This is a genomic window from Allokutzneria albata, assembly GCF_900103775.1.
GTDB lineage: Bacteria > Actinomycetota > Actinomycetes > Mycobacteriales > Pseudonocardiaceae > Allokutzneria > Allokutzneria albata.
Genome location: NZ_LT629701.1, coordinates 7,586,527 through 7,606,934, shown reverse-complemented (window position 1 = coordinate 7,606,934; position 20,408 = coordinate 7,586,527). Strand labels below are relative to the sequence as shown.

Sequence of the window (20,408 nt, the reverse complement as noted above, 5' to 3'; positions counted from 1 at the left end):
ATGGAGGGAGAAGGCATGACTACAGCAGGCCCCCGGGGCGGTCGGAGCGTGTTCCGACGCAAGCCGGTGGAACAGATCGCCTCCGAGCACGAGGGCGAGCTGACGCGGTCCCTCGGGCTGTGGCAGCTCACCGCGATCGGCGTCGGCGGCATCATCGGCGCGGGGATCTTCTCCCTGGCCGGGGCCGTCGCGAACAAGACCGCAGGCCCGGCGGTGCTGATCTCGTTCCTGATCGCCGGTGTCGCCAGTGCCGCGGCCGCCTTCGCCTACGCGGAGTTCGCCGGGCTGATCCCCAAGGCCGGCTCGGCCTACACCTACGGCTACGCCGTGCTCGGCGAGATCGTCGGCTGGTTCATCGGCTGGGACCTGCTGCTGGAGTACACCGCGATCGTGGCGGTGGTGGCCATCGGCATCTCCGGCTACTTCACCAAGCTGCTCGGCTTCCTCAACATCGACCTGCCGCAGTGGATGCTCGGCGCCCCGGGCACCGAGCCGGAGGGCGTCGCGCCCGGCAGCTACTCGGTGAACCTGTTCGCCGTGCTGCTGTGCCTGCTCATCGCGTGGGTCCTGACGCTGGGCATGAAGAACGCCGCCCGCTTCGAGACCGCGCTGGTGTGGCTGAAGGTCGGCGTGGTGGTCCTGGTGATCGCGGTCGGCTTCTTCTACATCGACACCGGCAACTACACCGACTTCTTCCCGTTCGGCTTCACCGGCGCGGTGACCGGTGCGGCCACGGTGTTCTTCGCGGTCTTCGGCTACGACGCGATGAGCACCGCGGCCGAGGAGTCCCAGGACTCGCAGAAGCACATGCCCAAGGCGATCATCTACTCGCTGGCCATCTCGATGGTGCTCTACGTGCTGGCCTGCCTGGTGCTCACGGGCATGATCCCGTTCGCCAAGATCGACGGTGAGGCGGCGTTCGCCGACGCCTTCGCCCAGGTCGGCCTGCCGGTGATCGGCATCGTGATCGCCGTCGGCGCGATCCTCGGCATCCTCACGGTGATGTTCACCTTCATGATGGGCGTGACCAGGGTCGGCTTCTCGATGAGCCGCGACGGCCTGCTGCCGAAGTGGTTCGCCAAGACCCACCCGGTGCGCAAGGTGCCGACCAGGATCACCTGGATCGTCGGTGTCGCCTCGGCGTTCATCGCCGGGTTCCTCAACATCAACGAGGCCGCCGAGCTGACCAACATCGGCATCCTGCTGGCCTTCGTGGTGGTCTGCGTCGCGGTGATCGTGCTCCGCTACCGCCAGCCCGACCTGCCGCGCAGCTTCCGCTGCCCGTGGATGCCGTTCGTGCCGCTGGTCGGTGTCGGCTTCTCGATCTGGCTGATCACCTTCCTGCAGTGGGAGACCTGGCTGCGCTTCGGCGTCTGGTTCGCCATCGGCCTGGTGATCTACTTCGCCTACTCCTACCGCAGGTCCGAGCTCAACCGGTCCGCTCAGGACTAGGGCCACCGGCGGCGGGCCCGGGACACCGCGTCCCGGGCCTCGCCGTCGAGCCGGGCCAGCAGCTCCGCGGCGGGCAGGTCCCGGCCGAGCGAGTACGCCTGCCCCGCCCACAGCGACATGGCCTCCGGGTCCCCGGCTCGCTTCGCCGCGGCCCGCACCGGTTTCGTCAGGTGGTGCACCTGCGGGTACGCCGAGGGCGCGTCCGCGCTGTGCTCGGTGAGGAACCGGTTGACCAGACCGCGCGCGGGGCGCCCGGTGAACGCCCGCGTGAACTCCGTCCGCCGGTCCCCCGCCACGAGCGCCGCGCGGTGCGCCGCCGGGGTTCCCGCCTCCTGGCACCGCAGGAAGGCCGTTCCGAGTTGCGCCGCAACGGCTCCAGCGGTCAGCACCGCCGCGACGTCCGCCCCGTGCATCAGACCGCCGGTGGCGATCACGGGCACGTCCACGGTCTCCATGACCAAGCGGAGCGCCGTGAGCAGCCCGTAGCTCGGACCGCCCGCGGGTGAGCCGTCGTCGACGAACAGCCCGCGGTGCGCACCCGCGTCAGCGCTCTGCACGCACAGCACGTCGGCTCCGGCGTCCACGGCGATGCGCGCCTCGGCCGGTGTGGTCACCGTGACGACGACCTGGATCCCGTTGTCCCGCAAGCGTCGTACGACAGCGGGCTCCGGGCAGCCGAACGTGAAGGACACCACCGGCACGCATTCGCCGACGACCAGATCGAGCTTGGCCGGGTAGTCGTCGTCCTCCCACCGCGGATCGCCCAGCGCCACCTCGTGGCGGTCGGCCTCCGCGCGCAGCGACTCCCGATAGGCGCGCAGGTCCGCCTCGCTCTCCGGACCGGGCACGAAAAGGTTGACACCAAAGGGATGCGAGCCCAGTTCCCGGGTTCGGGCGATGTGCGCCGCCACCGCCTCCGCGGGCAGGTACCCGGCGGCGAGGAAGCCGAACCCTCCGGCGCGGCCGACCTCGGCGACCAGCTCCGGGGTGGACACGCCACCCGCCATGGGCGCGGCGATGACCGGAATCCGCAAGTCCGCCAACATCCTTCGGACCCTAGACCCGGTTCACCGCCCCGGAGAGGTGAATGCCGCGCACGCCACAGCTACTGGCCGCGCCACCACCGGCCGAGCGCGTGCCGCCAGCCCTCGGGCGGCGGGGGCTGCTCCTGCGGCAACTGGGGCACGGAACTGGGCGTCAGCCGCGCCCACGACGGGACGGAGACGGTGTCCGCGCCGGCCGCCCGCACGGGGGTGAACTTCACCGGAAGCGCCGTCAGCGACCGGAAGAACGGGCTCGGCCGCCACTCCAGCCGCTCCTCGGGCACCGCGAGGTGCAGGTCCGGCAGCCGGTCCAGCAGCTTCTCGATCGCGATCGAGGCGATCAGCCGCGCGGTCCCCTGCACCGGGCAGGCGTGCGGGCCCGCCCCCCAGGACAGGTGCGCGCGGTTGCCCGCGCGGTGTCCACCGTGGACGGTCGGATCGGCGTTGGCCGCGGCGTAGCCGATCAGCACCGGCTGGTCGGCGGGCAGCGTCACCCCGCCCACGTTCACCGGGTGGGTGGGGAACGTGACCGAGAGGTTGGTCATCGGCGGGTCGGTCCAGAGCACCTCGTCGAGCGCGTCCTCGATCTGCATGCTGCCGCCGGCCAAGTCGCCGGCGAAGCGGTCGTCGGAGAGCAGCAGCCGCAACGCGTTCGCGATCAGGTTCGCCTCGTGCTGGGTCACCGCGCCCAGGACGATGACCAGTTGGTGCAGCATCTCCTCGTCGTTGAGCCGCGCTGGGTGCGCCATCATCCACGAAGTCACGTCGTGCCCGGGCTCGCGCCGCTTCAGCGCCACCAGCTCGGTCAGCGCCCTGGTCAGGTCGACGTTGGCCTGCTCGGCCTCGACCACGTCCACCACCCGGCTCATCCCGCTGACCAGGCGGTCGCCCAGCTCCGTCGGGCAGCCGTGCAGGTAGTTGAACACCCACAGCGGCAGCGCCACCGCGTAGTCGGCGAGCAGGTTCACCTCCCCGGCCGCGGCGAAGCGGCCGATCAGCATCTCCGCAGTGGCCTCGACGTGCGCACGGATCATGTTCGGGTCGATCTTGCCGTAGGCGTCGCTGATCACCCGGCGCAGCCGGGCGTGCGCGTCCCCGTCGGACATCAGGCAGGTCGGCCGGTAACCCATGACGGGCAACACAGGGGAGTCCGGCGGCATCGTGGCCTGCCACCGCCTGCCGTCCCTGACGAAGGTCCCCGGGCTGCGCAGCACCTCCAGTGCGGCGTCGTAGCCCAGCACGAGCGTCGCGTGCACCCCCGGCGCCAGCTCCACCGGCGCGGTCTGCCCCTGCTCACGCAGCCGCTCGTACACCGCGCTCGGATCGGCGGTGAAGTCCGGGCCGTACAGGGGAACCCGGCGCCCGGAGAAGGGGCAGCTCGCCGGGCCACGGTCCTCGTCGGGGAAGTGAGAGCTCACGCGCGCGCTCCTGGTCTCCTGCGTTCTCCTGCTGTCCGGGGTCTCGCTGTCCGGGGCGTCACTGTCCGCGCCACCACCGGATGATCGTGTGCATCCACCGCTTCCCGGTCGCCGCGGGCAGCGGGGCGATCGGCCTGTCCGCACCGGGCACCACGGGCATCGGGGCCGTCGGGGGCGCCGTCTCGACCGCGCGCACCGGGGTGAAGGTGACCGGCAGCCCGGCCAGCGCCCTCAGGAACGGCGACTCCCGCCACGGCAGGTCCTCGACCGGTACCGCCAGGGTCAGGTCGGGCAGCCGGTCCAACAGCTTCTCGATCGCGATCGAGGCGACCATCCGCGCCTGCCCCTGCACCGGGCACGCGTGCGGACCCGCGCCCCAGGCCAGGTGGGCCCGGTTGCCGGAACGGTGCTCGACGCCGAAGCCGGGATCGGTGTTGGCCGCCGCGTAGCTGATCACCACGGGCTGGTCGGCCGGCAGCCGCCTGCCCGCGACCACGACGTCGCGCACCGGGTAGCTGGCGGAGAGGTTGGCCACCGGGGGGTCGGTCCAGAGCACCTCGTCGAGCGCGTCCTCGATCCGCATGCTGCCGCCTGCCACGTACCCGGCGAAGCGGTAGTCCGACAGCAGCAGCCGCAACGCGTTGGCGATCAGGTTCGCCTCCGGCTCGGTTCCCGCGCCCAGCATCAGGAACAGCTGGTGCAGGATCTCCTCGTCGGTCAGCTGCGCCGGGTGCTCCATCATCCAGGACGCCATGTCCTGCGCGGGTTCCCGCCGCTTCAGCGCGATCAGCTCCAGCAGCGCGGCGGTCAGCTGCTCGTTGGCCCGCTCCGGGTCGCGCATGTCCACGATGTCGCGCATGCCGGTGACCATCCGCTCGCCCACGTCCCTCGGGCAGCCGTGCAGGAAGGTGAACACCCACAGCGGCAGCGCGACGGCGTACTCGGTGAGCAGGTCCGCCGACCCGCGCTGGGCGAACTGGTTGATCAGCATGTCCGCGGTGGCCTCGACGTGCGCGCGGACCTTGTTCGGGTCCACCCTGGCCAGGCTCTCGGTGATCACCCCGCGCAGCCGCGCGTGCTCCGCGCCGTCGGTCATCAGGCAGTTCGGCCGGTAGGACATCACCGGCAGCACCGGGCAGTCCTCCGGAACCGTCGCCGCCCAGCGGCGGCCGTCCCTGGGGAACTCGCCCGGGTCGCGCAGCACCTCCAGCGCGGCGTCGTAACCGACCACGAGTGTCGCGGGCACCCCGGGCGCCAGCTCGACCAGGGCTGTCTGCCCCTGCTCGCGCAGCCGCTCGTAGACGCGGGCCGGGTTCGCGGTGAACTCGGGCCCGTACAAGGGAACCCGGCCTTCCGCGACGGGGCAGCCCGTGCCGATGTCAGTGCCTGCCGGAGCTGAGTTCACGCATACTCCCGTACCGGGCGATGGAGGAGGTGGTCCACGAGCGCGATCAGTGCGTGCGTTGAGGACACCCGGTCTCGGGCGTCACAGGTGACGAGCGGGGTCTCCGGGAGCAGGTCCAGCGCCTCGCGCAGCTCCGACTCCGGGAACTTCGGCGCGTCGTCGAAGTCGTTGACCGCGACGGCGTAGGGCAGCCCCAGCTCCTCCAACAGGCCCATGATGTCGAAGGAGGCTTCGAGCCTGCGGGTGTCGGCGAGCACCAGCGCGCCGAGCGCCCCGGTCGCGATGTCCTTCCACAACTGCTTGAAGCGGTGCTGCCCGGGCGCGCCGAACAGGTAGAGCACCAGCTGGTCGTTCAGCGTCAGCCTGCCGAAGTCCATCGCGACCGTGGTGGTGCTCTTGCCCCGCGTGCCCGCGAGGTCGTCGACGTGCTGGGCCGCCTGCGTCATCGTCTCCTCGGTGCGCAGCGGGCGGATCTCCGAGAGCGTGCCGACGAAGGTCGTCTTGCCCACCGCGAAGTGTCCGACGACGAGCAGTTTCACCGCGGTGCGCACGGTGTCGCGAACGTAGATGCCGTCAGACGAGCGCGCGGAGGCCATCGAGCACATCCTTGAGCAGCTTCAGGTCGGGTCCGCCGCGGGCCGGGGACTCGGAGGTGACGGCGAGGTGCCCGCTGTCGACCAGGTCGGACAGCAGCACCTTGGTGACGCTGACCGGAAGGCCGAGGTGCGCGGCGGCCTCGGCGACCGACAGCGCCCCGCCCCGGCACAGCTCCATGGCGCGGCGCTTCTCCGGGCTCAGGCCCGCGACCTGGTCCCGGGCCACCGTCACCAGGGTGACGAGGTCGAAGGTGTTGCGGGTCGGGTGCGCGCGGCCGCCGGTCACCACGTGCGGCCGCACCAGCGCGCGTTCCCGCCGGTTCGGGGTCATGCCCGGCTACCGATTCCTTGCCGGGGCGGGCTCGTCAGTTCCTTGCCGAGCCGCTGCACCAGCTCCTGCAGCCGGAACGACACGGCCTCCATGTCCACCCGCTCGGTGGCCGAGACCGCCAGGTAGGCGCCCGGCCCTGCCGCGACGAGGAAGACGTAGCCGCCCGCGAACTCGTTGACCGTCTGCTGCCAGCCGCTGATGGAACCGCCGCAGAACTCCGCGGTGCTGCGGGCCAGCGCCTGCAGTCCGGACATGGCCGCGGCGTGCCGGTCCGCGTCGTCCCTGGTGATCGTCTGCGAGTGGGCCATCAGCAGCCCGTCCGCGGAGAGCAGGATGGCGTGCAGTGTCTCCGGCATCTGCAACGCGTTGTCGAGCATCCAGCCCAGCCGGTTGTTCGTGGGTTCGGTCATTCCTGGGGGCTCCCCTCTGCGACGGGCGGGACGGCGCGGCCGGACCGGGTGCCGCGCTGCCACGCACCCAGCCCGGACGTGGTCCTGGACGCCGGGCGGATCGGCAACGGTGTTGTCTGGGCGCCGAGTTCGGCCGGGGCGTCCCGGCGGCGGCGCTTGGGCAGGCCGCCCGGGGTGCGCTCAGGCTCACCCGCGGTCGCGGGCTCCTCCTTGCGGCCGTGGCGGGGTGAGCTGGGGTGCGGGACGACGGTGGCGTGCGTCTCGGGGACCTCCGGGCGCGCCGGGGCCGGCTCCGGCAGCGGGACCCTGGTCAGCAGCGCGGTCGGCAGGAACACCACCGCGCGCACGCCGCCGTAGGGCGAGCGGGTGTCGACGGAGACGGAGAACCCGTAGCGCGCGGCGAGCAGGCCGATCACGGCGAAGCCGACCTGGGGCGGGTCGCCGAGCCGGTTGATGTCCTGGCCCGCGCGGCCGGAGAGCAGTTCGGCGGCGTGCCGCAGCTCGTCGTTGTTCATGCCGACGCCCGCGTCGTCGATGACGATCGCCATCCCGTTGTGCGCCTGCTGGAAGTTGACCTGGACCGAGGTGTTCGGCGGCGAGTGCCGGGCGCCGTTGTCCAGCAGTTCGGCGACGGTGAGCACGACCGGCTCGACCGCGCGGCTGACCACGGCGGTGTCGGCCTGGGTCGGCACCTGGACGCGGAGGTAGTCCCGGATGCGGGAGGTGGCGCCGCGGACCACGTCGGTCAGCGAGGACGCGGAGCGCTGCTGGCCCGGCCACGAACCGCAGAGCACGGCCGTCGCCTGGGCGCGGCGGCCGAGCTGGGAGTTCATGTGGTCGATCGTCATCAGGCCGCCGAGCACGGTGGGGTTGTCGTGCTCCTCCTGCATGGCCGAGATCGCCAGCTGCTGCTCGTTGGCCAGGCTCTGCACCGCGCGCATCATCGCCTTGACCGCGGTCCGCGCGGACTGCTCACCGCGGTCCTTCGCCTGCCGCATCGACTCCGCGAACAGCTCCAGCACCACCTGGTGCGCTCCCGCGACCCCGGGGTGCAGCGGGGGCGGGACCTCCTCCTGCCGGTGGTCGGGTGTCGCCGCGAGGGCGGGCAGGCGGGTGGAGACGAGGTGCGCCTCCTCCTCGACCCGGGCCCGGACCGTGGTCTCGAGCTCTGCGTTGCGCGCGCGCAACCGGTTGGTGATGCCGTGCTGGCGGGCCAGCAGGACGACCACGGCGAGCGCGAACGCGACCGCAACCCATAACGCGGCCGCAAGTACTTCTTGCCCCATCAGATCCTCACGGTCGACAGCGACTCCGACAACGACTTGAGACAACGGCACTGGCAACGACACCGACGGCGAAGTGTCTCCGGTGAAGGAGGTTTGGGCGATCACCGGACCGCTTACCCTATCGGGTACATCTCCAAGATCATCAACAGTCGAGCTGCGGCACAATGCGGTGAAATCCTTGCCTACCCGGCACTTTCACCGTTTCCCGGCGCAGCACGCGGGCCATCTCCGAAAACTTCTCGCTTTTCTGGATGGGCGAAACAGGGCCAATTGGGAGAAGTGGACTGCCGGGAAATCACCCGAACTCATGATGCGCCACCCGGTTCAGCTAATCCGCTTGCCACGACACGAGTTTCTGTGGCACGGCGGCATTCCACCCTTTCACCGGCGCCGTCCGACTCGCCGCGGAAGGCGTGCCACTAGGCCGTTAGCGTGATCGTTTGAGCAATCGCGGCCGACGAGGCAACGCAACCCACGCTCCCGTCGTCCCTAGCACAGACGCCCTCCATCCTGTTCGCAGCGTTTGCATGCATACGCGCGGAGGTCGGGCCGTCTTCTCAACTACGACGGTGGCGACCGGACTGTCGGGGGCCGGCCGCCGCCGTCACTCTCCTCCGCCGATGTCAGCGTGCCCGGGGGGTCTGACGGAAACGGCCCGGTGGAGACTGGGCGGGCTCCACTTCACCAGATCGTGCGACCACGCCCCCGGAGGCACCATGACCGAACCCGTCTTCACGTTGGACAGTGCGATCGCCCTGGCCACCCGAGCCCACGAGGGCCAAGTCGACAAGGCGGGGCAGCCCTACATCAAGCACCCGCTGCGGGTGATGGACGCCGTCGAGGGCACCGAGCACCGGATGGCCGCCGTGCTGCACGACGTGCTCGAGGACACCCCGGTCACCGCCGACGACCTGCGCGCGGCCGGGTGCCCGGAGCGCGTGGTCACCGCCGTGATCGCGCTGAGCCACCGGCCCGGCGAGCCGATGGCCGACTACCTGGCGCGCGCCGCCGCCGACCCGATCGCACTCGTGGTCAAGCGCGCCGACATCGCCGACAACAGCGGTCCGCTCCGGCTGGACCAGCTCGACGAGCCGACCAGGAAGCGGTTGCGGCTCAAGTACGCCACGGCGCTGCGCCTGCTCGACGAGTACGAGGCCGCCGCCTCTTCCTGACCGCGTCGCCAAGTGGACCTGTCCCGCGGGGGCGGGTCCGGCGCATCCTCCCCGCATGTCCATGTGGAGGAGCGTGCGCCCGGCGGGACCGGCAAGGGTCCTCGGCGCCACCAGTTTCGGCGCGATCGCGCTGATCATCGCGTTCCTGTTGTGGGACAACGAGGTCCCCACCGCCGTGGTGTTGCTGCCCGCGGCCTTCCTGGCGCTGCGCCACGCCCGCTGCGGCGTCTACGTCAGCGACCACGGCGTGCGTGTGCGCCGCGTCCTGCGCACCCGCACGCTGCGCTGGGCGGAGCTGTACGCGGTCACCAGCCGACCGGACGGCCTGCGCGCGCTCCGCACCCGGCGCACCGTCCTGTGGCTGGAACCCTTGCGCGGCAACCCTTTCCCCACGCCGCTCAGCCACCGCCCGAACTCCGACCGCACCGCCTACGACCGGGCCGTGGCGCTCCTCCACACCCGGGTCTGACCGTCGTCAAGTCCTGCGCCCCCGGACAGCGCAAACCGCCCCCAACCCGAGCGGGTTGAGGGCGGTCGGCGGGCTGGCTACTTCTTGGTCTTCTTGTCCCCGGCCTCGTCCGTGGACAGCGCCGCGACGAAGGCCTCCTGGGGGACCTCGACGCGCCCGACCATCTTCATCCGCTTCTTGCCTTCCTTCTGCTTCTCCAGCAGCTTGCGCTTACGGGTGATGTCACCGCCGTAGCACTTGGCGAGCACGTCCTTGCGGATGGCGCGGATGTTCTCGCGGGCGATGACCCTGGACCCGATCGCGGCCTGGATCGGCACCTCGAACTGCTGCCGCGGGATCAGCTCGCGCAGCTTGCTGGTCATCCGGGTGCCGTAGCCGTAGGCGGCGTCGCGGTGCACGATCGCGCTGAACGCGTCGACCGGCTCGCCCTGCAGCAGGATGTCGACCTTGACCAGCTGCGAGGCCTGCTCGCCCGCCTCCTCGTAGTCCAGCGAGGCGTAGCCCCTGGTCCGCGACTTCAGCGCGTCGAAGAAGTCGTAGATGATCTCGGCGAGCGGCATGGTGTAGCGCAGCTCGGTGCGGTCGGCGGAGAGGTACTCCATGCCGCCGAGCTGGCCGCGCCTGCTCTGGCACAGCTCCATGATCGCGCCGACGTACTCCGCGGGCGAGATGATGGTGCACTTGGTGATCGGCTCGTTGATCTCGGCGATCTTGCCCTCCGGCCAGTCGGAGGGGTTGGTGACCACGTGCTCGGTGCCGTCCTCCATCACCACCCGGAAGACCACGTTCGGGGCGGTGGAGATGAGGTCGAGGCCGAACTCGCGCTCCAGCCGGTCGCGGGTGATCTCCAGGTGCAGCAGGCCGAGGAAGCCGCAGCGGAAGCCGAAGCCCAGCGCCGCCGAGGTCTCCGGCTCGTAGGTCAGCGCGGCGTCGTTGAGCTGGAGCTTGTCCAGCGCCTCGCGCAGCTCCGGGTAGTCCGAGCCGTCCATCGGGTACAGGCCCGCGTAGACCATCGGCTGCGGTTCGCGGTAGCCGCGCAGCGGTTCGGTGGCGCCGCGCTTCTCCGAGGTGACGGTGTCGCCGACCTTGGACTGGCGCACGTCCTTCACACCGGTGATCAGGTAGCCCACCTCGCCGACGCCGAGGCCCTCGCTGGCCTTGGGCTCCGGCGAGACGATGCCCACCTCCAGCAGCTCGTGCGTCGCCCCGGTGGACATCATCTTGATCCGCTGCCGCGGGGTGATCTTGCCGTCCATCACCCGGATGTAGGTGACGACGCCGCGGTAGGTGTCGTAGACCGAGTCGAAGATCATCGCGCGCGGCGGGGCGTCGCTGTCGCCGGTCGGCGCGGGCACCTGGCGGACCACCTCGTCGAGCAGCTCGCTGACGCCGACGCCGGTCTTGGCCGAGACCCGCAACACCTCCTCCGGCTCGCAGCCGATGATGTGCGCCAGCTCGGCGGCGTACTTGTCCGGCTCCGCGGCGGGCAGGTCGATCTTGTTCAGCACCGGCACGATGGTGAGGTCGTTCTCCAGCGCCAGGTACAGGTTGGCCAGCGTCTGCGCCTCGATCCCCTGCGCGGCGTCGACCAGCAGGATCGCGCCCTCGCACGCCTCCAGGGCACGGGAGACCTCGTAGGTGAAGTCGACGTGACCGGGGGTGTCGATCAGGTGCAGCACGTGCTCGGTGTCGCCGACCTTCCAGGGCAGGCGCACGTTCTGCGCCTTGATCGTGATGCCGCGTTCCCGCTCGATGTCCATCCGGTCCAGGTACTGGGCCCGCATGGCCCGCTCCTCGACCACGCCGGTGAGCTGCAGCATCCGGTCGGCCAACGTGGACTTGCCGTGGTCGATGTGCGCGATGATGCAGAAGTTCCGGATCAGCTCCGGGGCGGTGAACGTCTTGTCCGCGAACGAGCTCATGCGGCGACCTCGCAGTGCTCGGCGGTCGTCAAGGCGGCTGCGCTCTGATACGTCGTTCGCTTCACTCGGTGTCCTCGCTGGATATGGGTGACACCCCATGTTCCCATGTCGGTGACAATGCCCGGCACACGTCCGGGGCAACCCTGATGTGGTCTCAGTCGCCCCGCGCTTGGCTGGACACCATGAACGCCCTGCTCACCTCCCCGTCCAGCCCCCTGACCGGCCTGTTCGGCGCCGGGTCCGCGCGAGCGGAGCGGCGCCTGGTCGAGCACGCGCGCCTCGGCCCGGGGGACTCGGTGCTCGTGCTGGGGGCGGGCACCGGGACCGGCGTGCGCGCGGCGGGCGTGCTCGTGCCGAAGGGCGTCGCCGTCGCGGTGGACCCGTCGCCGGAGGCGCTGCGGGCCTGCGCGGCGCGCTGCCCGGAGCTGGTCAGCACCGGGCGCGTCCGGGTGCGGCCCGGAACGGCGGAGCGCACCGGGCTCGGCGACGGATCGATCGACGTGGCGATCTCCGCGGACACGGTGCACCTCTGGCCGGACGTCGCGGCCGGGTTCGCCGAGCTGCACCGCGTGCTCCGGCCCGGCGGCAGCCTGCTGTTGTCCGTGCGCCGGTCCCGGCTGCGCTGCAAGCCATTGGACCTGCGGCTGCTCAGCCGCGCCGCCGGGTTCACCGAAGTGATCATGCGGCTCGGCTCGCTGCGCTTGATCTCCGCGCCGCGCTTCGAACTCCTCGCCCGCAAGCGCTAGGCCAGTGCGAGCATGGCGACCCCGGCGAGCACCACCACGGAGCCGCCGATCCGCCGCACCGGGTCCTTCTCGCCGAACAACCGCCACGCCGCGATGCCCCCGATGACGATGCTCAGCTCGCGGGCGGGCGCGATCAGGCTCACCGGAGTGGTCTGCACCGCGACCAGCACCAGGATGTAGGCCAGCGGCGAGAGCACGGCGACCGCCAGCACCGCGCGACGGTGCAGCCGCCACGACAGCCGAACCTGGGAGCGGTGGGTGGCCGCGTACGGCGCCAGCATCAGCACCTCCCCCATCGCGCTCCCCCAGTTCAGCACCAGGGGCGGCACACCGAGCTCCTTCACCGCGTAGGCGTCCCACAGCGTGTACGCGGCGATCATCACGCCGGTCAGCAGCGCGAAGAGCACCGCGGAACCACCCGCCCGGCCACCACCTCCGATCACGAGCACGCCCACGACGACCGTGCCCGCGCCGAGGAGCCCGAGCAGGCCGGGTCGCTCACCGAAGAGCAGTACAGCAGCCAGTACCGACAACAACGGACCGGTACCGCGCGCCAGCGGGTAGACCACGGACATGTCGCCGACCGCATAACCGTGCTGCAGCAACAGGAAATAGCCGGTGTGCAGCAGGGCGCTGAGCCCCATCCCGAGCACGGCCGCGAAGCCGAGCGGCTGCCCGTTGAGGGCGATCACGGCGGCGAACGGCAGGTAGATCGTCGCGGCCGCGGCCGAGTACAGCCAGACGAAGGCGGGGCCGCCCGCCCCGGCGCTCTTGGCGGCGAGGTTCCACCCTGCGTGTGCGAAGGCGGCGGCGAGGACGAGCAGCAGCGCGGTGAGGCTCACCGGGATTCCCTCCGACCCGCGGCCGGGGCGGACGAACCCCCGGCACTGCCGCGGCCAACCTATCCCCTGGCGGAGCCCTCGGGCACCTGCTATAAATCTGATATCACTTTGCTAGGCACCACTGGGGAGGCCGCCATGTCCGACCAACTCGTCCACACGCCGTCCGGGATCGCCGCGTCCCGGCCCGCGCCGAAGATCGGCGAGCGCGAGGGGAACCGGCTGCCGGGCGTGCCGATGTTCCTGCTCGGCTTCGTCCTGCTGGTCGCGGGCGTGCTGCAGATCGTGCTCTCGGCCAAGACGCACACCTCGGCCTTCCTGTTCACCGGCATCGGCTCCGCGATCGTCGGCGCCGTCCTGTTCGCCGGACTGGTCATGGTCGCCCCGGGCCAGGCCCGCGTGCTCCAGGTGCTCGGCCGCTACACCGGGACGATCCGCTCCGACGGCCTGCAGTGGGTGAACCCCATCGCCACGAAGACCCCGGTCTCCACGAGGATCCGCAACCACGAGACCGCGGTGCTGAAGGTCAACGACGCCGACGGCAACCCGGTGGAGATCGCCGCGGTGGTGGTCTGGCAGGTCAGCGACACCGCGCAGGCCGTGTTCGAGGTGGACAACTTCGTCGACTTCGTGCAGGTGCAGACCGAGACCGCGGTGCGGCACATCGCCACCAGCTACGCCTACGACAACCACGGCGAGACCGGGCTGTCGCTGCGGGAGAACGCCGACGAGATCACGGAGCGGCTCTCCGCCGAGGTGGCCGCGCGCGTCACCTCCGCGGGCGTGAACGTGATCGAGTCCCGGATCACCCACCTCGCCTACGCCCCGGAGATCGCCCACGCGATGCTCCAGCGGCAGCAGGCGAGCGCGATGGTGGCGGCCCGGCAGCGGATCGTGGAGGGCGCGGTCGGCATGGTCGAACTGGCGCTGGACCGGCTCGCCGAGCACGACGTCGTCGACCTCGACGAGGAGCGGAAGGCCGCCATGGTCAGCAACCTGCTCGTGGTGCTCTGCGGCGACCGATCGACCCAGCCCGTCGTCAACGCCGGGTCGCTCTACCACTAGGAAGCAGTCGTGGCTGAGCGCAAGAGCGTCCTGCTCCGGCTCGATCCGGCGGTGCACGACGCGCTCACGAAGTGGGCCAACGACGAGCTGCGCAGCGCCAACGCGCAGATCGAGTTCCTGCTCCGGAGGGCACTGACCGAGGCGGGACGGATGCCCGGCAACGCGGGGAAACCCGCCCGCCGGGGCCGCCCGCCGAAAGACCCGAAGGATTCTCCTTAGTTGTGCCGTCCTGAGGTCGGGCACTACGTTCCGCGCCCGACCTCAGGGAGAGTCAATGAAGACCTTTGCCGTAGTCCTGCTCGTCGTGAGCGCTGCCGTCGCCCCCGCTGCCAAAGCATCCACAGTGGACGCTTCGTGCGGACGACCGGTGATCCTGTTGCACGGCACCGCGAACGACAGCCGCGGCACCTGGCGCGAACTCACCGCCGAGCTGCGCAAGGACAAACGCTGCGTCTACGCACCGGACTACGGCAATCGCGCGAGGAACCCGATCGCCCTGTCCGCCAAGGAGATCGGCGCGTACGTCGACCGCGTGCTCGCCGACACCGGATCGTCCGAAGTGGACATCGTCGGCTACAGCCAGGGCGGCGTGGTGGCCCGGCACTACCTGAAGTTCCTCGGCGGCACCACGAAGGTGAACTCCGTCATCAGCATCGCTTCCCCGCACCACGGCATCCCCGGCACCCTTCCCGACTGGCTCGTCAAGCGCTGTCCCGCATGCTCCGATCAGCTCGCCACCTCGCCTTTCATGAAGGCGCTCAACGACGGCGGCGACCTCGTGGGTTCGGTGAGGTACACGACCATCGGCTCCCGGCACGACGGCCTGGTCCCCCTGGCGAGCCAGACGTTGAGCGGCCCCGCGGACCGGGTGACCAACGTGGTCGTCCAGGACACGTGCCCGCTGGACTTCACCGGCCACGGCCAGATGACGCACGCTCGCCCAGTGATCAAGTGGACGGTGAACGCGCTGCGCCGGGGCGGGCTGGCCGATCCCGCGCACCGCGCCTGCTGAGGCCGTTCAGCGGAGTGACAGGCGAATGTGACCCGCCTTACATTCTTTGTTACTCGCCAGTTCACCGCCGCGGGTCTCAACGGGGAGACGACTATGCGACTGCTGCGCGCCCTGCTCTGCGCTGCCCTGTTCGCCACCGCCGTCACGGTCGCCGCCGCGGCGACTGCGACCGCCGCGCCTGCCGCGTGCCAGTCGGGCAAACGGCCGGTGATCCTGCTGCACGGAACCTTCAAGAAGTCCGGGAGCACCTGGGACGTGCTCGCCCCCGAGCTGACCCGGGGCGGCTGGTGCGCCTACGCGCTGGACTACGGCAACGGCGGGCTGAACCCGGTCACGCAGTCCGCCCGCGAGCTGGCCGCCTACGTCGACCAGGTGCTCGCCGCCACCGGAGCGTCCAAAGTGGACATCGTCGGCTACAGCCAGGGCGGCATGATGCCCCGGCACTACCTGAAGTTCCTCGGCGGCAGCGCGAAGGTGAACGCGCTGATCGGTATCGCGCCGTCCAACCACGGCACCACCCAGCCGCTGGCGAAGCTGCTCGGAGCGACGTTCTGCCCGGCCTGCGACGACCAGTCGGCCGGGTCGGCGTTCATGCGGGCGCTCAACGACGGCGGCGACCTCGCGGGCTCGGTGAAGTACACGACCATCGCCACCCGCTACGAGGCGGTCGTGACGCCCTACCGCGGCCAGGCGCTGTCCGGCTCCGCGAGCCGGGTGACCAACGTGGTGCTGCAGGACGCGTGCCCGCTGCACTTCACCGAGCACCTGCTGATCCCGCACTCCCGGCCCGCGGTGAAGTGGGTGGTCAACGCGTTGGAGCGGGGCGGCGTCGCCGATCCCGGCTACCGCCCGCCGTGCTGATCACGTTCCCAGCGCGACCTTCCAGCCGAGGCCGAGCACCAGGGCGGCGACGACGGTCAGGAACACCTTGCGGACGAACTCCGAGCCTCGGCGCACGGCCATCCGCGCGCCGAGGACGGACCCGGTGAGGTTGCACAGCGCCATCGCCAGGCCGATCCCCCACAGCACCTGCCCGGCGGGCACGAAGTAGCACAGCCCGCCGAGGTTGGTGGCGGTGTTGATCACCTTCGCCGTCGCCGACGCGCGCACGAACGCGAAGCCCACCAGGCCCACCAACAGGAACACCAGGAACGAGCCGGTGCCGGGACCGGCGAGGCCGTCCCAGAAGCCGATCACCGCTCCTCCGGCCAGCATCACCGCCAACTGCCGGGCGCGCGAGAGGTGCTCCGCGTCCTGCGCCCCGAACTCCGGCTTGCGCCAGGTGTAGACGCCGACGCCGACCAGCGCGCACAGGACGACCACGTTCAGCGCGCCCGGCGGCAGCATGTCGGCGAACGCCGCGCCACCGATGGATCCGCCGAAGGCGAGCACGGCCGTGGGCGCGGTGCTGCGCCAGTCGATCTTCGTGCGCCGGACGTAGGTGCCGACCGCGGCCGCGGTGCCGACGAACGAGGAGAGCTTGCTGGTGGCCAGCGAGTAGATCGGGGCGCCGCCCGGCAGCACCAGCAGCATCGCGGGCAACTGGACGAGACCGCCGCCTCCGACGATCGCGTCGATGGCACCGGCGAGGAAGGCGGCGACGCAGAGGAACGCCAGCGCGGCGACCGAGATCCCGGCGAAGCCGGGCAGGTCCAGGGTTGCGAACACGGACGGACGGTAGGCAGACACCCGTACTGCACAACAACGCTTACCAGCGGGAAAGCGCTCCCACATTGCTCCGAACGCAGCTGTTGGTGACCAACCTCACCGCCGAACGATAGGGGTGCTGCTGCCGCACACCCTCTCGTTGGAGGAGAACGTGCTCACCGCTCGAAGAACAACCGCGCTGGTCATCACGGCCGCGCTCACCCTCCCGCTCACCACGGCGGCGCACCCCGCGGACCACCTCGACGCGGGACTGCCGCTCGAAGCACGGGTGCACGCCCTGCTCGGCCGCATGACGCTGGACGAGAAGATCGGCCAGATGACCCAGATCCGGGTCGGCAAGCTCAGGGGCGACTGCGACGCGGTACCGGGGCCGCTGCGCGAGGACTGCATGAAGCCGGTGCTCGTCGACGCGAAGGTCGGCTCGATCCTCTCCGGCGGGGGCGACTTCCCCGCACCGGACCCCAGCCCCAAGGCGTGGGCGGAGATGACCAACGCCATCCAGAAGTACGCGCTGGACAACAACCGGCTCAGGATCCCCGTGCTCTACGGCGCCGACGGCGTGCACGGGCACAGCAACGTGGTGACCGCGACGATGTTCCCGCACCAGATCGGGCTCGGCGCCACGTGGAACCCGAAGCTGATCGAGCAGGCGGGCGCGGCGACGGGGCAGGCCATGCGGGCCACGGGCGTGTTCTGGAACTTCGCCCCGGTCTCCGACATCGCCAGGGACACCCGGTGGGGCCGCTACTACGAGACCTACAGCGAGGACCCGCACCTGGCCGGAACCCTCGCGGCGGCGGCGGTTCGGGGCATGCAGACCGATGACGGCAGGACCGCGCGCCTGGCCGCCACCGCCAAGCACTTCGCCGGGTACTCCGAGCCCAAGGGCGGTCACGACCGCGCCCCGGCGTTCCTTCCGGTGCGCACGCTCCAGGACCAGGTGCTGCCGCCGTTCACCGCGCAGTTCCGCGCGGGCGTGAAGACCGTCATGATCAACTCTGGGTCCGTCAACGGGGTCCCGGTGCACGCGTCGAAGTACATGCTCACCGAACAACTGCGGAACCGGCTGGGCTTCACCGGTGTCGCGATCACTGACTGGCAGGACATCCGTTCGCTGGTCACCAAGCACAAGGCCGCCGCCGACTACCCTGCGGCGATCGCGATGGCGGTGAACGCGGGCGTGGACATGGCGATGGAGCCGTCCGCGGCCGGGGAGTTCACCGCCGGGCTGCGCCAGGTCGTCCGCGACGGCCGCGTCAGCGAACGGCGCGTCGACGAGGCAGTCCGGCGCATCCTGCGGTTGAAGTTCGAGCTCGGCCTGTTCGAGCGGCCGTACGTGGACCCCGCGGTGGCCAACGAGCGCGTCAACGGCGTCGGGCTCGACCTCGCGCGCAAGGCCGCCACGGAGTCGATGGTGTTGCTGCGCAACGAGAAGTCCACGCTGCCGCTGGCCAAGGGCGGCAAGATCGTCGTCACCGGCGACACCGCGGACGACGTGCGGCGGCAGCTCGGCGGCTGGACCGTCGACTGGCAGGGCGTCCCCGAGCAGGGTCCGGTCCCGGAGGCGGTCACCGTGCTGGAGGGCATCCGCGCGGCGGCGCCGGGAGGCACCGTCGCCCACGCGCCCGGCCAGGCCGAGGCGGTCGCCCAGGCCAAGGACGCCAAGGCCGTCGTCGTGGTGCTCGGCGAGAAGCCGGGTGCGGAGGGGCCCGCCGACACCGAGGAACCCGCGCTCACCGCGGCGCAGCAGGGCCTGGTGGACGCCGTGCGCGCGACGGGCAAGCCCGTGGTCGTCGTGCTGCTCACCGGCCGCCCGCAGGTGCTCGGCTCGGTCGCCGGCGCCGATGCGCTGCTCGCCGGGTGGCTGCCCGGCACCGAGGGCGGCACGGCGGTCGCGGATGTGTTGTTCGGCACTGCCAACCCGGGCGGCAAGCTCCCGGTGTCCTGGCCGAAGCGCGTCGGTGACCAGCCGATGTCCTATGACCAGCTGCCCGGCACGAACGGCGGGGAGAGCTCCAAGTACGACCCGGCCTTCGCGTTCGGCCACGGCCTGTCGTACACGAGCTTCGCCGTAGGAGCGCCGAGCGTGCCCGCGACGGTCCGGGCGGATGCCAAGCTCAAGATCGGCTTCACCGTGCGCAACACCGGCTCGCGGGCGGGCACGGCGGTCGTCCCGGTCTACGTGCACCAGCCGGTCGCACCGCTGCAGGTTCCCGACAAGCGGCTCGTCGGCTGGGCGCGCGTGGAGCTGGCGGCAGGCGCCCAGCAGGCGGTTGAGGTGGAGTTCTCGGTCGAACAGCTCGCCCTGACCAGCGGCGACGTCGACGGCGCCGGGCGAAGGGAGGTGCCGAGGACCGGCTACGAGGTGGTCGTGGAGGACGAGCGGGCCCCGTTCGCGGTGCGCTGACGCCGGCCTTCCGGGTCGTTTTGGGTGGCACGGCGCCCGGTTGTTACCATCACCGGCGTCGTGCCGCGCGGCGTTCCGTCGTGGAGGAAGGCTCGCCGAGGTTCGGGCGAGTGCCGATCAAGCGCGGTGCACCACCCCAGTCGAACGGAAGAGGGTCCAGCCATGGCCAACATCAAGTCGCAGGTCAAGCGCATCAAGACCAACGAGAAGGCGCGCCTGCGGAACAAGTCCGTGAAGTCGGCCCTCAAGACGGCCATCCGCAAGTTCCGCGAGGCCGCCGAGGCCGGGGACAAGGAGAAGGCCACCGCGCTGCTCGCCGAGGCCAGCAAGAAGCTGGACAAGGCGGCCAGCAAGGGCGTCATCCACGCGAACCAGGCCGCCAACAAGAAGTCGGCGATGGCCCTGCGCGCCAACAAGATCTGATCGCTGATCAGCAGTAGCAACGACAACGCCGCCCCGCACCAGCGGGGCGGCGTTCTTCGTCTGTCAGGGGCCCTGCTCCCCTGACAACGGAGAAGGGCCTAGGTACGGGGCCCTGCTCCCCGTACCTAGGCCCTTTCAGCAGCCGATCACCCTGTTGACGGGCGAACGGCGGGCCATCCACTGACGGACCCGGCAGCGCGCGCGGCTGGCGATGCACTCGGTCGCGCGTCGTGTCGTGCCCAGCCTCCGTGAGATCTCGTCGTGCGGGAGACCGTGAGAGAGCCAGAGCAGGACATAACGTTCGCGCCGACTGAGCTTGCCGCAGTGCGCGACCAGCCACTCCGCCTCGGCCTGATCGCTGATCGACTCGGCCGGATCTGTCACGTCCAACGGTAGCAGCCTGGCGTGCGTGGCAACCTGCCGCGCGGTGGTGCTCCTACGGGCCTCGTCCACGCACAACCGCTTCACCACGGCCACCAGAAAGGGCATCACCCGTTGCGGGTCCAGCCCCGGGAACTCCATCGCCCTGATGAAGGCTTCGTGCACCAGATCCTCGGCCGCCTCACCCGCGCCGGCCCGGACCGCGATCCGGATCAGCGCCGGCCGCAGTTCCACGCATTCCCGCCAGAACTCCTCGCTTCGCGGCCGAGCGCACCCGTCGCGGAACGCACCGGTCTTCTGTTTGGTCAACAACACAGCTCCTAGCATCGACAGGAATTATCGGCGGGACCGACAAGCACGTCT

General features: G+C 70.8%; 21 protein-coding genes. 10 read left to right on the top strand and 11 right to left on the bottom strand.

Going from position 1 to position 20,408, the window contains the following annotated elements:
• Window positions 1-15: 15 nt before the first annotated feature.
• A complete protein-coding gene (locus BLT28_RS34735) occupies window positions 16-1,452 on the top strand; it encodes an amino acid permease (protein WP_030426418.1) in 1,437 nt (478 codons plus the stop codon).
• Here the strand turns inward: BLT28_RS34735 and BLT28_RS34730 are convergent.
• The 7 genes from BLT28_RS34730 to BLT28_RS34700 are packed head-to-tail and all read right to left on the bottom strand — an operon-like array spanning window position 1,449 to window position 7,941.
• On the bottom strand, window positions 1,449-2,498 hold the full coding sequence (locus BLT28_RS34730; protein ID WP_030426419.1) for an NAD(P)H-dependent flavin oxidoreductase: 1,050 nt from the start codon (window positions 2,496-2,498) through the stop codon (window positions 1,449-1,451). The two genes, BLT28_RS34735 and BLT28_RS34730, sit on opposite strands and share 4 nt — an antisense overlap.
• Before the next feature lie 59 nt (window positions 2,499-2,557).
• Window positions 2,558-3,913, bottom strand: a complete 1,356-nt coding sequence (locus tag BLT28_RS34725; RefSeq protein ID WP_156050350.1) for a cytochrome P450 — start codon at window positions 3,911-3,913, stop codon at window positions 2,558-2,560.
• 58 nt (window positions 3,914-3,971) lie between these two features.
• Complete coding sequence (locus BLT28_RS34720) at window positions 3,972-5,318, bottom strand: cytochrome P450 (protein WP_231950525.1); 1,347 nt, start codon at window positions 5,316-5,318, stop codon at window positions 3,972-3,974.
• Window positions 5,315-5,914 carry a GTP-binding protein gene (locus BLT28_RS34715; RefSeq protein ID WP_030426422.1) on the bottom strand — a complete coding sequence of 200 codons (600 nt, stop codon included), beginning with the start codon at window positions 5,912-5,914 and terminating at the stop codon, window positions 5,315-5,317. Before BLT28_RS34715 ends, BLT28_RS34720 begins: the two co-directional genes overlap by 4 nt.
• On the bottom strand, window positions 5,892-6,245 hold the full coding sequence (locus BLT28_RS34710) for a DUF742 domain-containing protein (protein WP_030426423.1): 354 nt from the start codon (window positions 6,243-6,245) through the stop codon (window positions 5,892-5,894). The genes BLT28_RS34715 and BLT28_RS34710 overlap by 23 nt, the downstream gene beginning before the upstream one ends.
• Window positions 6,242-6,655, bottom strand: a complete 414-nt coding sequence (locus BLT28_RS34705) for a roadblock/LC7 domain-containing protein (protein ID WP_030426424.1) — start codon at window positions 6,653-6,655, stop codon at window positions 6,242-6,244. Before BLT28_RS34705 ends, BLT28_RS34710 begins: the two co-directional genes overlap by 4 nt.
• Entirely contained in the window at window positions 6,652-7,941 is a 1,290-nt protein-coding gene (locus BLT28_RS34700; protein ID WP_030426425.1) for an ATP-binding protein, read from the bottom strand. The genes BLT28_RS34705 and BLT28_RS34700 overlap by 4 nt, the downstream gene beginning before the upstream one ends.
• Before the next feature lie 716 nt (window positions 7,942-8,657).
• On the opposite strand from BLT28_RS34700, the gene BLT28_RS34695 reads away from it, so the two are divergent.
• Window positions 8,658-9,113 carry an HD domain-containing protein gene (locus tag BLT28_RS34695; RefSeq protein WP_030426426.1) on the top strand — a complete coding sequence of 152 codons (456 nt, stop codon included), beginning with the start codon at window positions 8,658-8,660 and terminating at the stop codon, window positions 9,111-9,113.
• A 55-nt stretch (window positions 9,114-9,168) separates the two neighbouring features.
• Window positions 9,169-9,582, top strand: a complete 414-nt coding sequence (locus BLT28_RS34690; protein WP_081899909.1) for a PH domain-containing protein — start codon at window positions 9,169-9,171, stop codon at window positions 9,580-9,582.
• A gap of 77 nt (window positions 9,583-9,659) precedes the next feature.
• Here BLT28_RS34690 and lepA read toward each other — a convergent pair whose 3' ends face one another.
• Window positions 9,660-11,504 carry a translation elongation factor 4 gene (gene lepA, locus BLT28_RS34685; protein WP_030426428.1) on the bottom strand — a complete coding sequence of 615 codons (1,845 nt, stop codon included), beginning with the start codon at window positions 11,502-11,504 and terminating at the stop codon, window positions 9,660-9,662.
• Window positions 11,505-11,686: 182 nt separating this feature from the next.
• Here lepA and BLT28_RS34680 point away from each other — a divergent pair, with 182 nt between their 5' ends.
• Window positions 11,687-12,250: a class I SAM-dependent methyltransferase gene (locus BLT28_RS34680; RefSeq protein WP_052406693.1), complete on the top strand. Its 564-nt coding sequence runs from the start codon at window positions 11,687-11,689 to the stop codon at window positions 12,248-12,250.
• On the opposite strand, the gene BLT28_RS34675 is transcribed toward BLT28_RS34680, so the two are convergent.
• Complete coding sequence (locus tag BLT28_RS34675) at window positions 12,247-13,092, bottom strand: EamA family transporter (protein WP_030426430.1); 846 nt, start codon at window positions 13,090-13,092, stop codon at window positions 12,247-12,249. The genes BLT28_RS34680 and BLT28_RS34675 overlap by 4 nt on opposite strands.
• 135 nt (window positions 13,093-13,227) lie before the next feature.
• Between BLT28_RS34675 and BLT28_RS34670 the strand changes: the two genes are divergently transcribed.
• The 4 genes from BLT28_RS34670 to BLT28_RS34655 all read left to right on the top strand — a co-directional run bounded on the left by BLT28_RS34670 (window position 13,228) and on the right by BLT28_RS34655 (window position 16,027).
• The gene (locus tag BLT28_RS34670) at window positions 13,228-14,154 is read left to right on the top strand and encodes an SPFH domain-containing protein (RefSeq protein ID WP_030426431.1); all 927 of its coding nucleotides are present in this window, start codon (window positions 13,228-13,230) and stop codon (window positions 14,152-14,154) included.
• A 9-nt stretch (window positions 14,155-14,163) separates the two neighbouring features.
• Window positions 14,164-14,373: a hypothetical protein gene (locus BLT28_RS34665; RefSeq protein WP_030426432.1), complete on the top strand. Its 210-nt coding sequence runs from the start codon at window positions 14,164-14,166 to the stop codon at window positions 14,371-14,373.
• 55 nt (window positions 14,374-14,428) lie between these two features.
• Complete coding sequence (locus BLT28_RS34660; RefSeq protein WP_081899911.1) at window positions 14,429-15,166, top strand: lipase family alpha/beta hydrolase; 738 nt, start codon at window positions 14,429-14,431, stop codon at window positions 15,164-15,166.
• A 93-nt stretch (window positions 15,167-15,259) separates the two neighbouring features.
• The gene (locus tag BLT28_RS34655) at window positions 15,260-16,027 is read left to right on the top strand and encodes an esterase/lipase family protein (protein WP_043810049.1); all 768 of its coding nucleotides are present in this window, start codon (window positions 15,260-15,262) and stop codon (window positions 16,025-16,027) included.
• Here the strand turns inward: BLT28_RS34655 and BLT28_RS34650 are convergent, their stop codons facing one another.
• Window positions 16,028-16,834: a TSUP family transporter gene (locus BLT28_RS34650; protein WP_030426435.1), complete on the bottom strand. Its 807-nt coding sequence runs from the start codon at window positions 16,832-16,834 to the stop codon at window positions 16,028-16,030. It abuts the gene before it with no gap.
• 115 nt (window positions 16,835-16,949) lie between these two features.
• Between BLT28_RS34650 and BLT28_RS34645 the strand changes: the two genes are divergently transcribed.
• Window positions 16,950-19,241, top strand: a complete 2,292-nt coding sequence (locus tag BLT28_RS34645) for a glycoside hydrolase family 3 N-terminal domain-containing protein (protein ID WP_052406695.1) — start codon at window positions 16,950-16,952, stop codon at window positions 19,239-19,241.
• Between the two features lie 162 nt (window positions 19,242-19,403).
• Complete coding sequence (gene rpsT / locus BLT28_RS34640) at window positions 19,404-19,664, top strand: 30S ribosomal protein S20 (RefSeq protein WP_030426437.1); 261 nt, start codon at window positions 19,404-19,406, stop codon at window positions 19,662-19,664.
• Window positions 19,665-19,799: 135 nt separating this feature from the next.
• Here the strand turns inward: rpsT and BLT28_RS34635 are convergent, their stop codons facing one another.
• Window positions 19,800-20,354, bottom strand: coding sequence for an RNA polymerase sigma factor (locus BLT28_RS34635; RefSeq protein WP_162184773.1), 555 nt, complete (start codon window positions 20,352-20,354; stop codon window positions 19,800-19,802).
• Window positions 20,355-20,408: the final 54 nt, after the last annotated feature.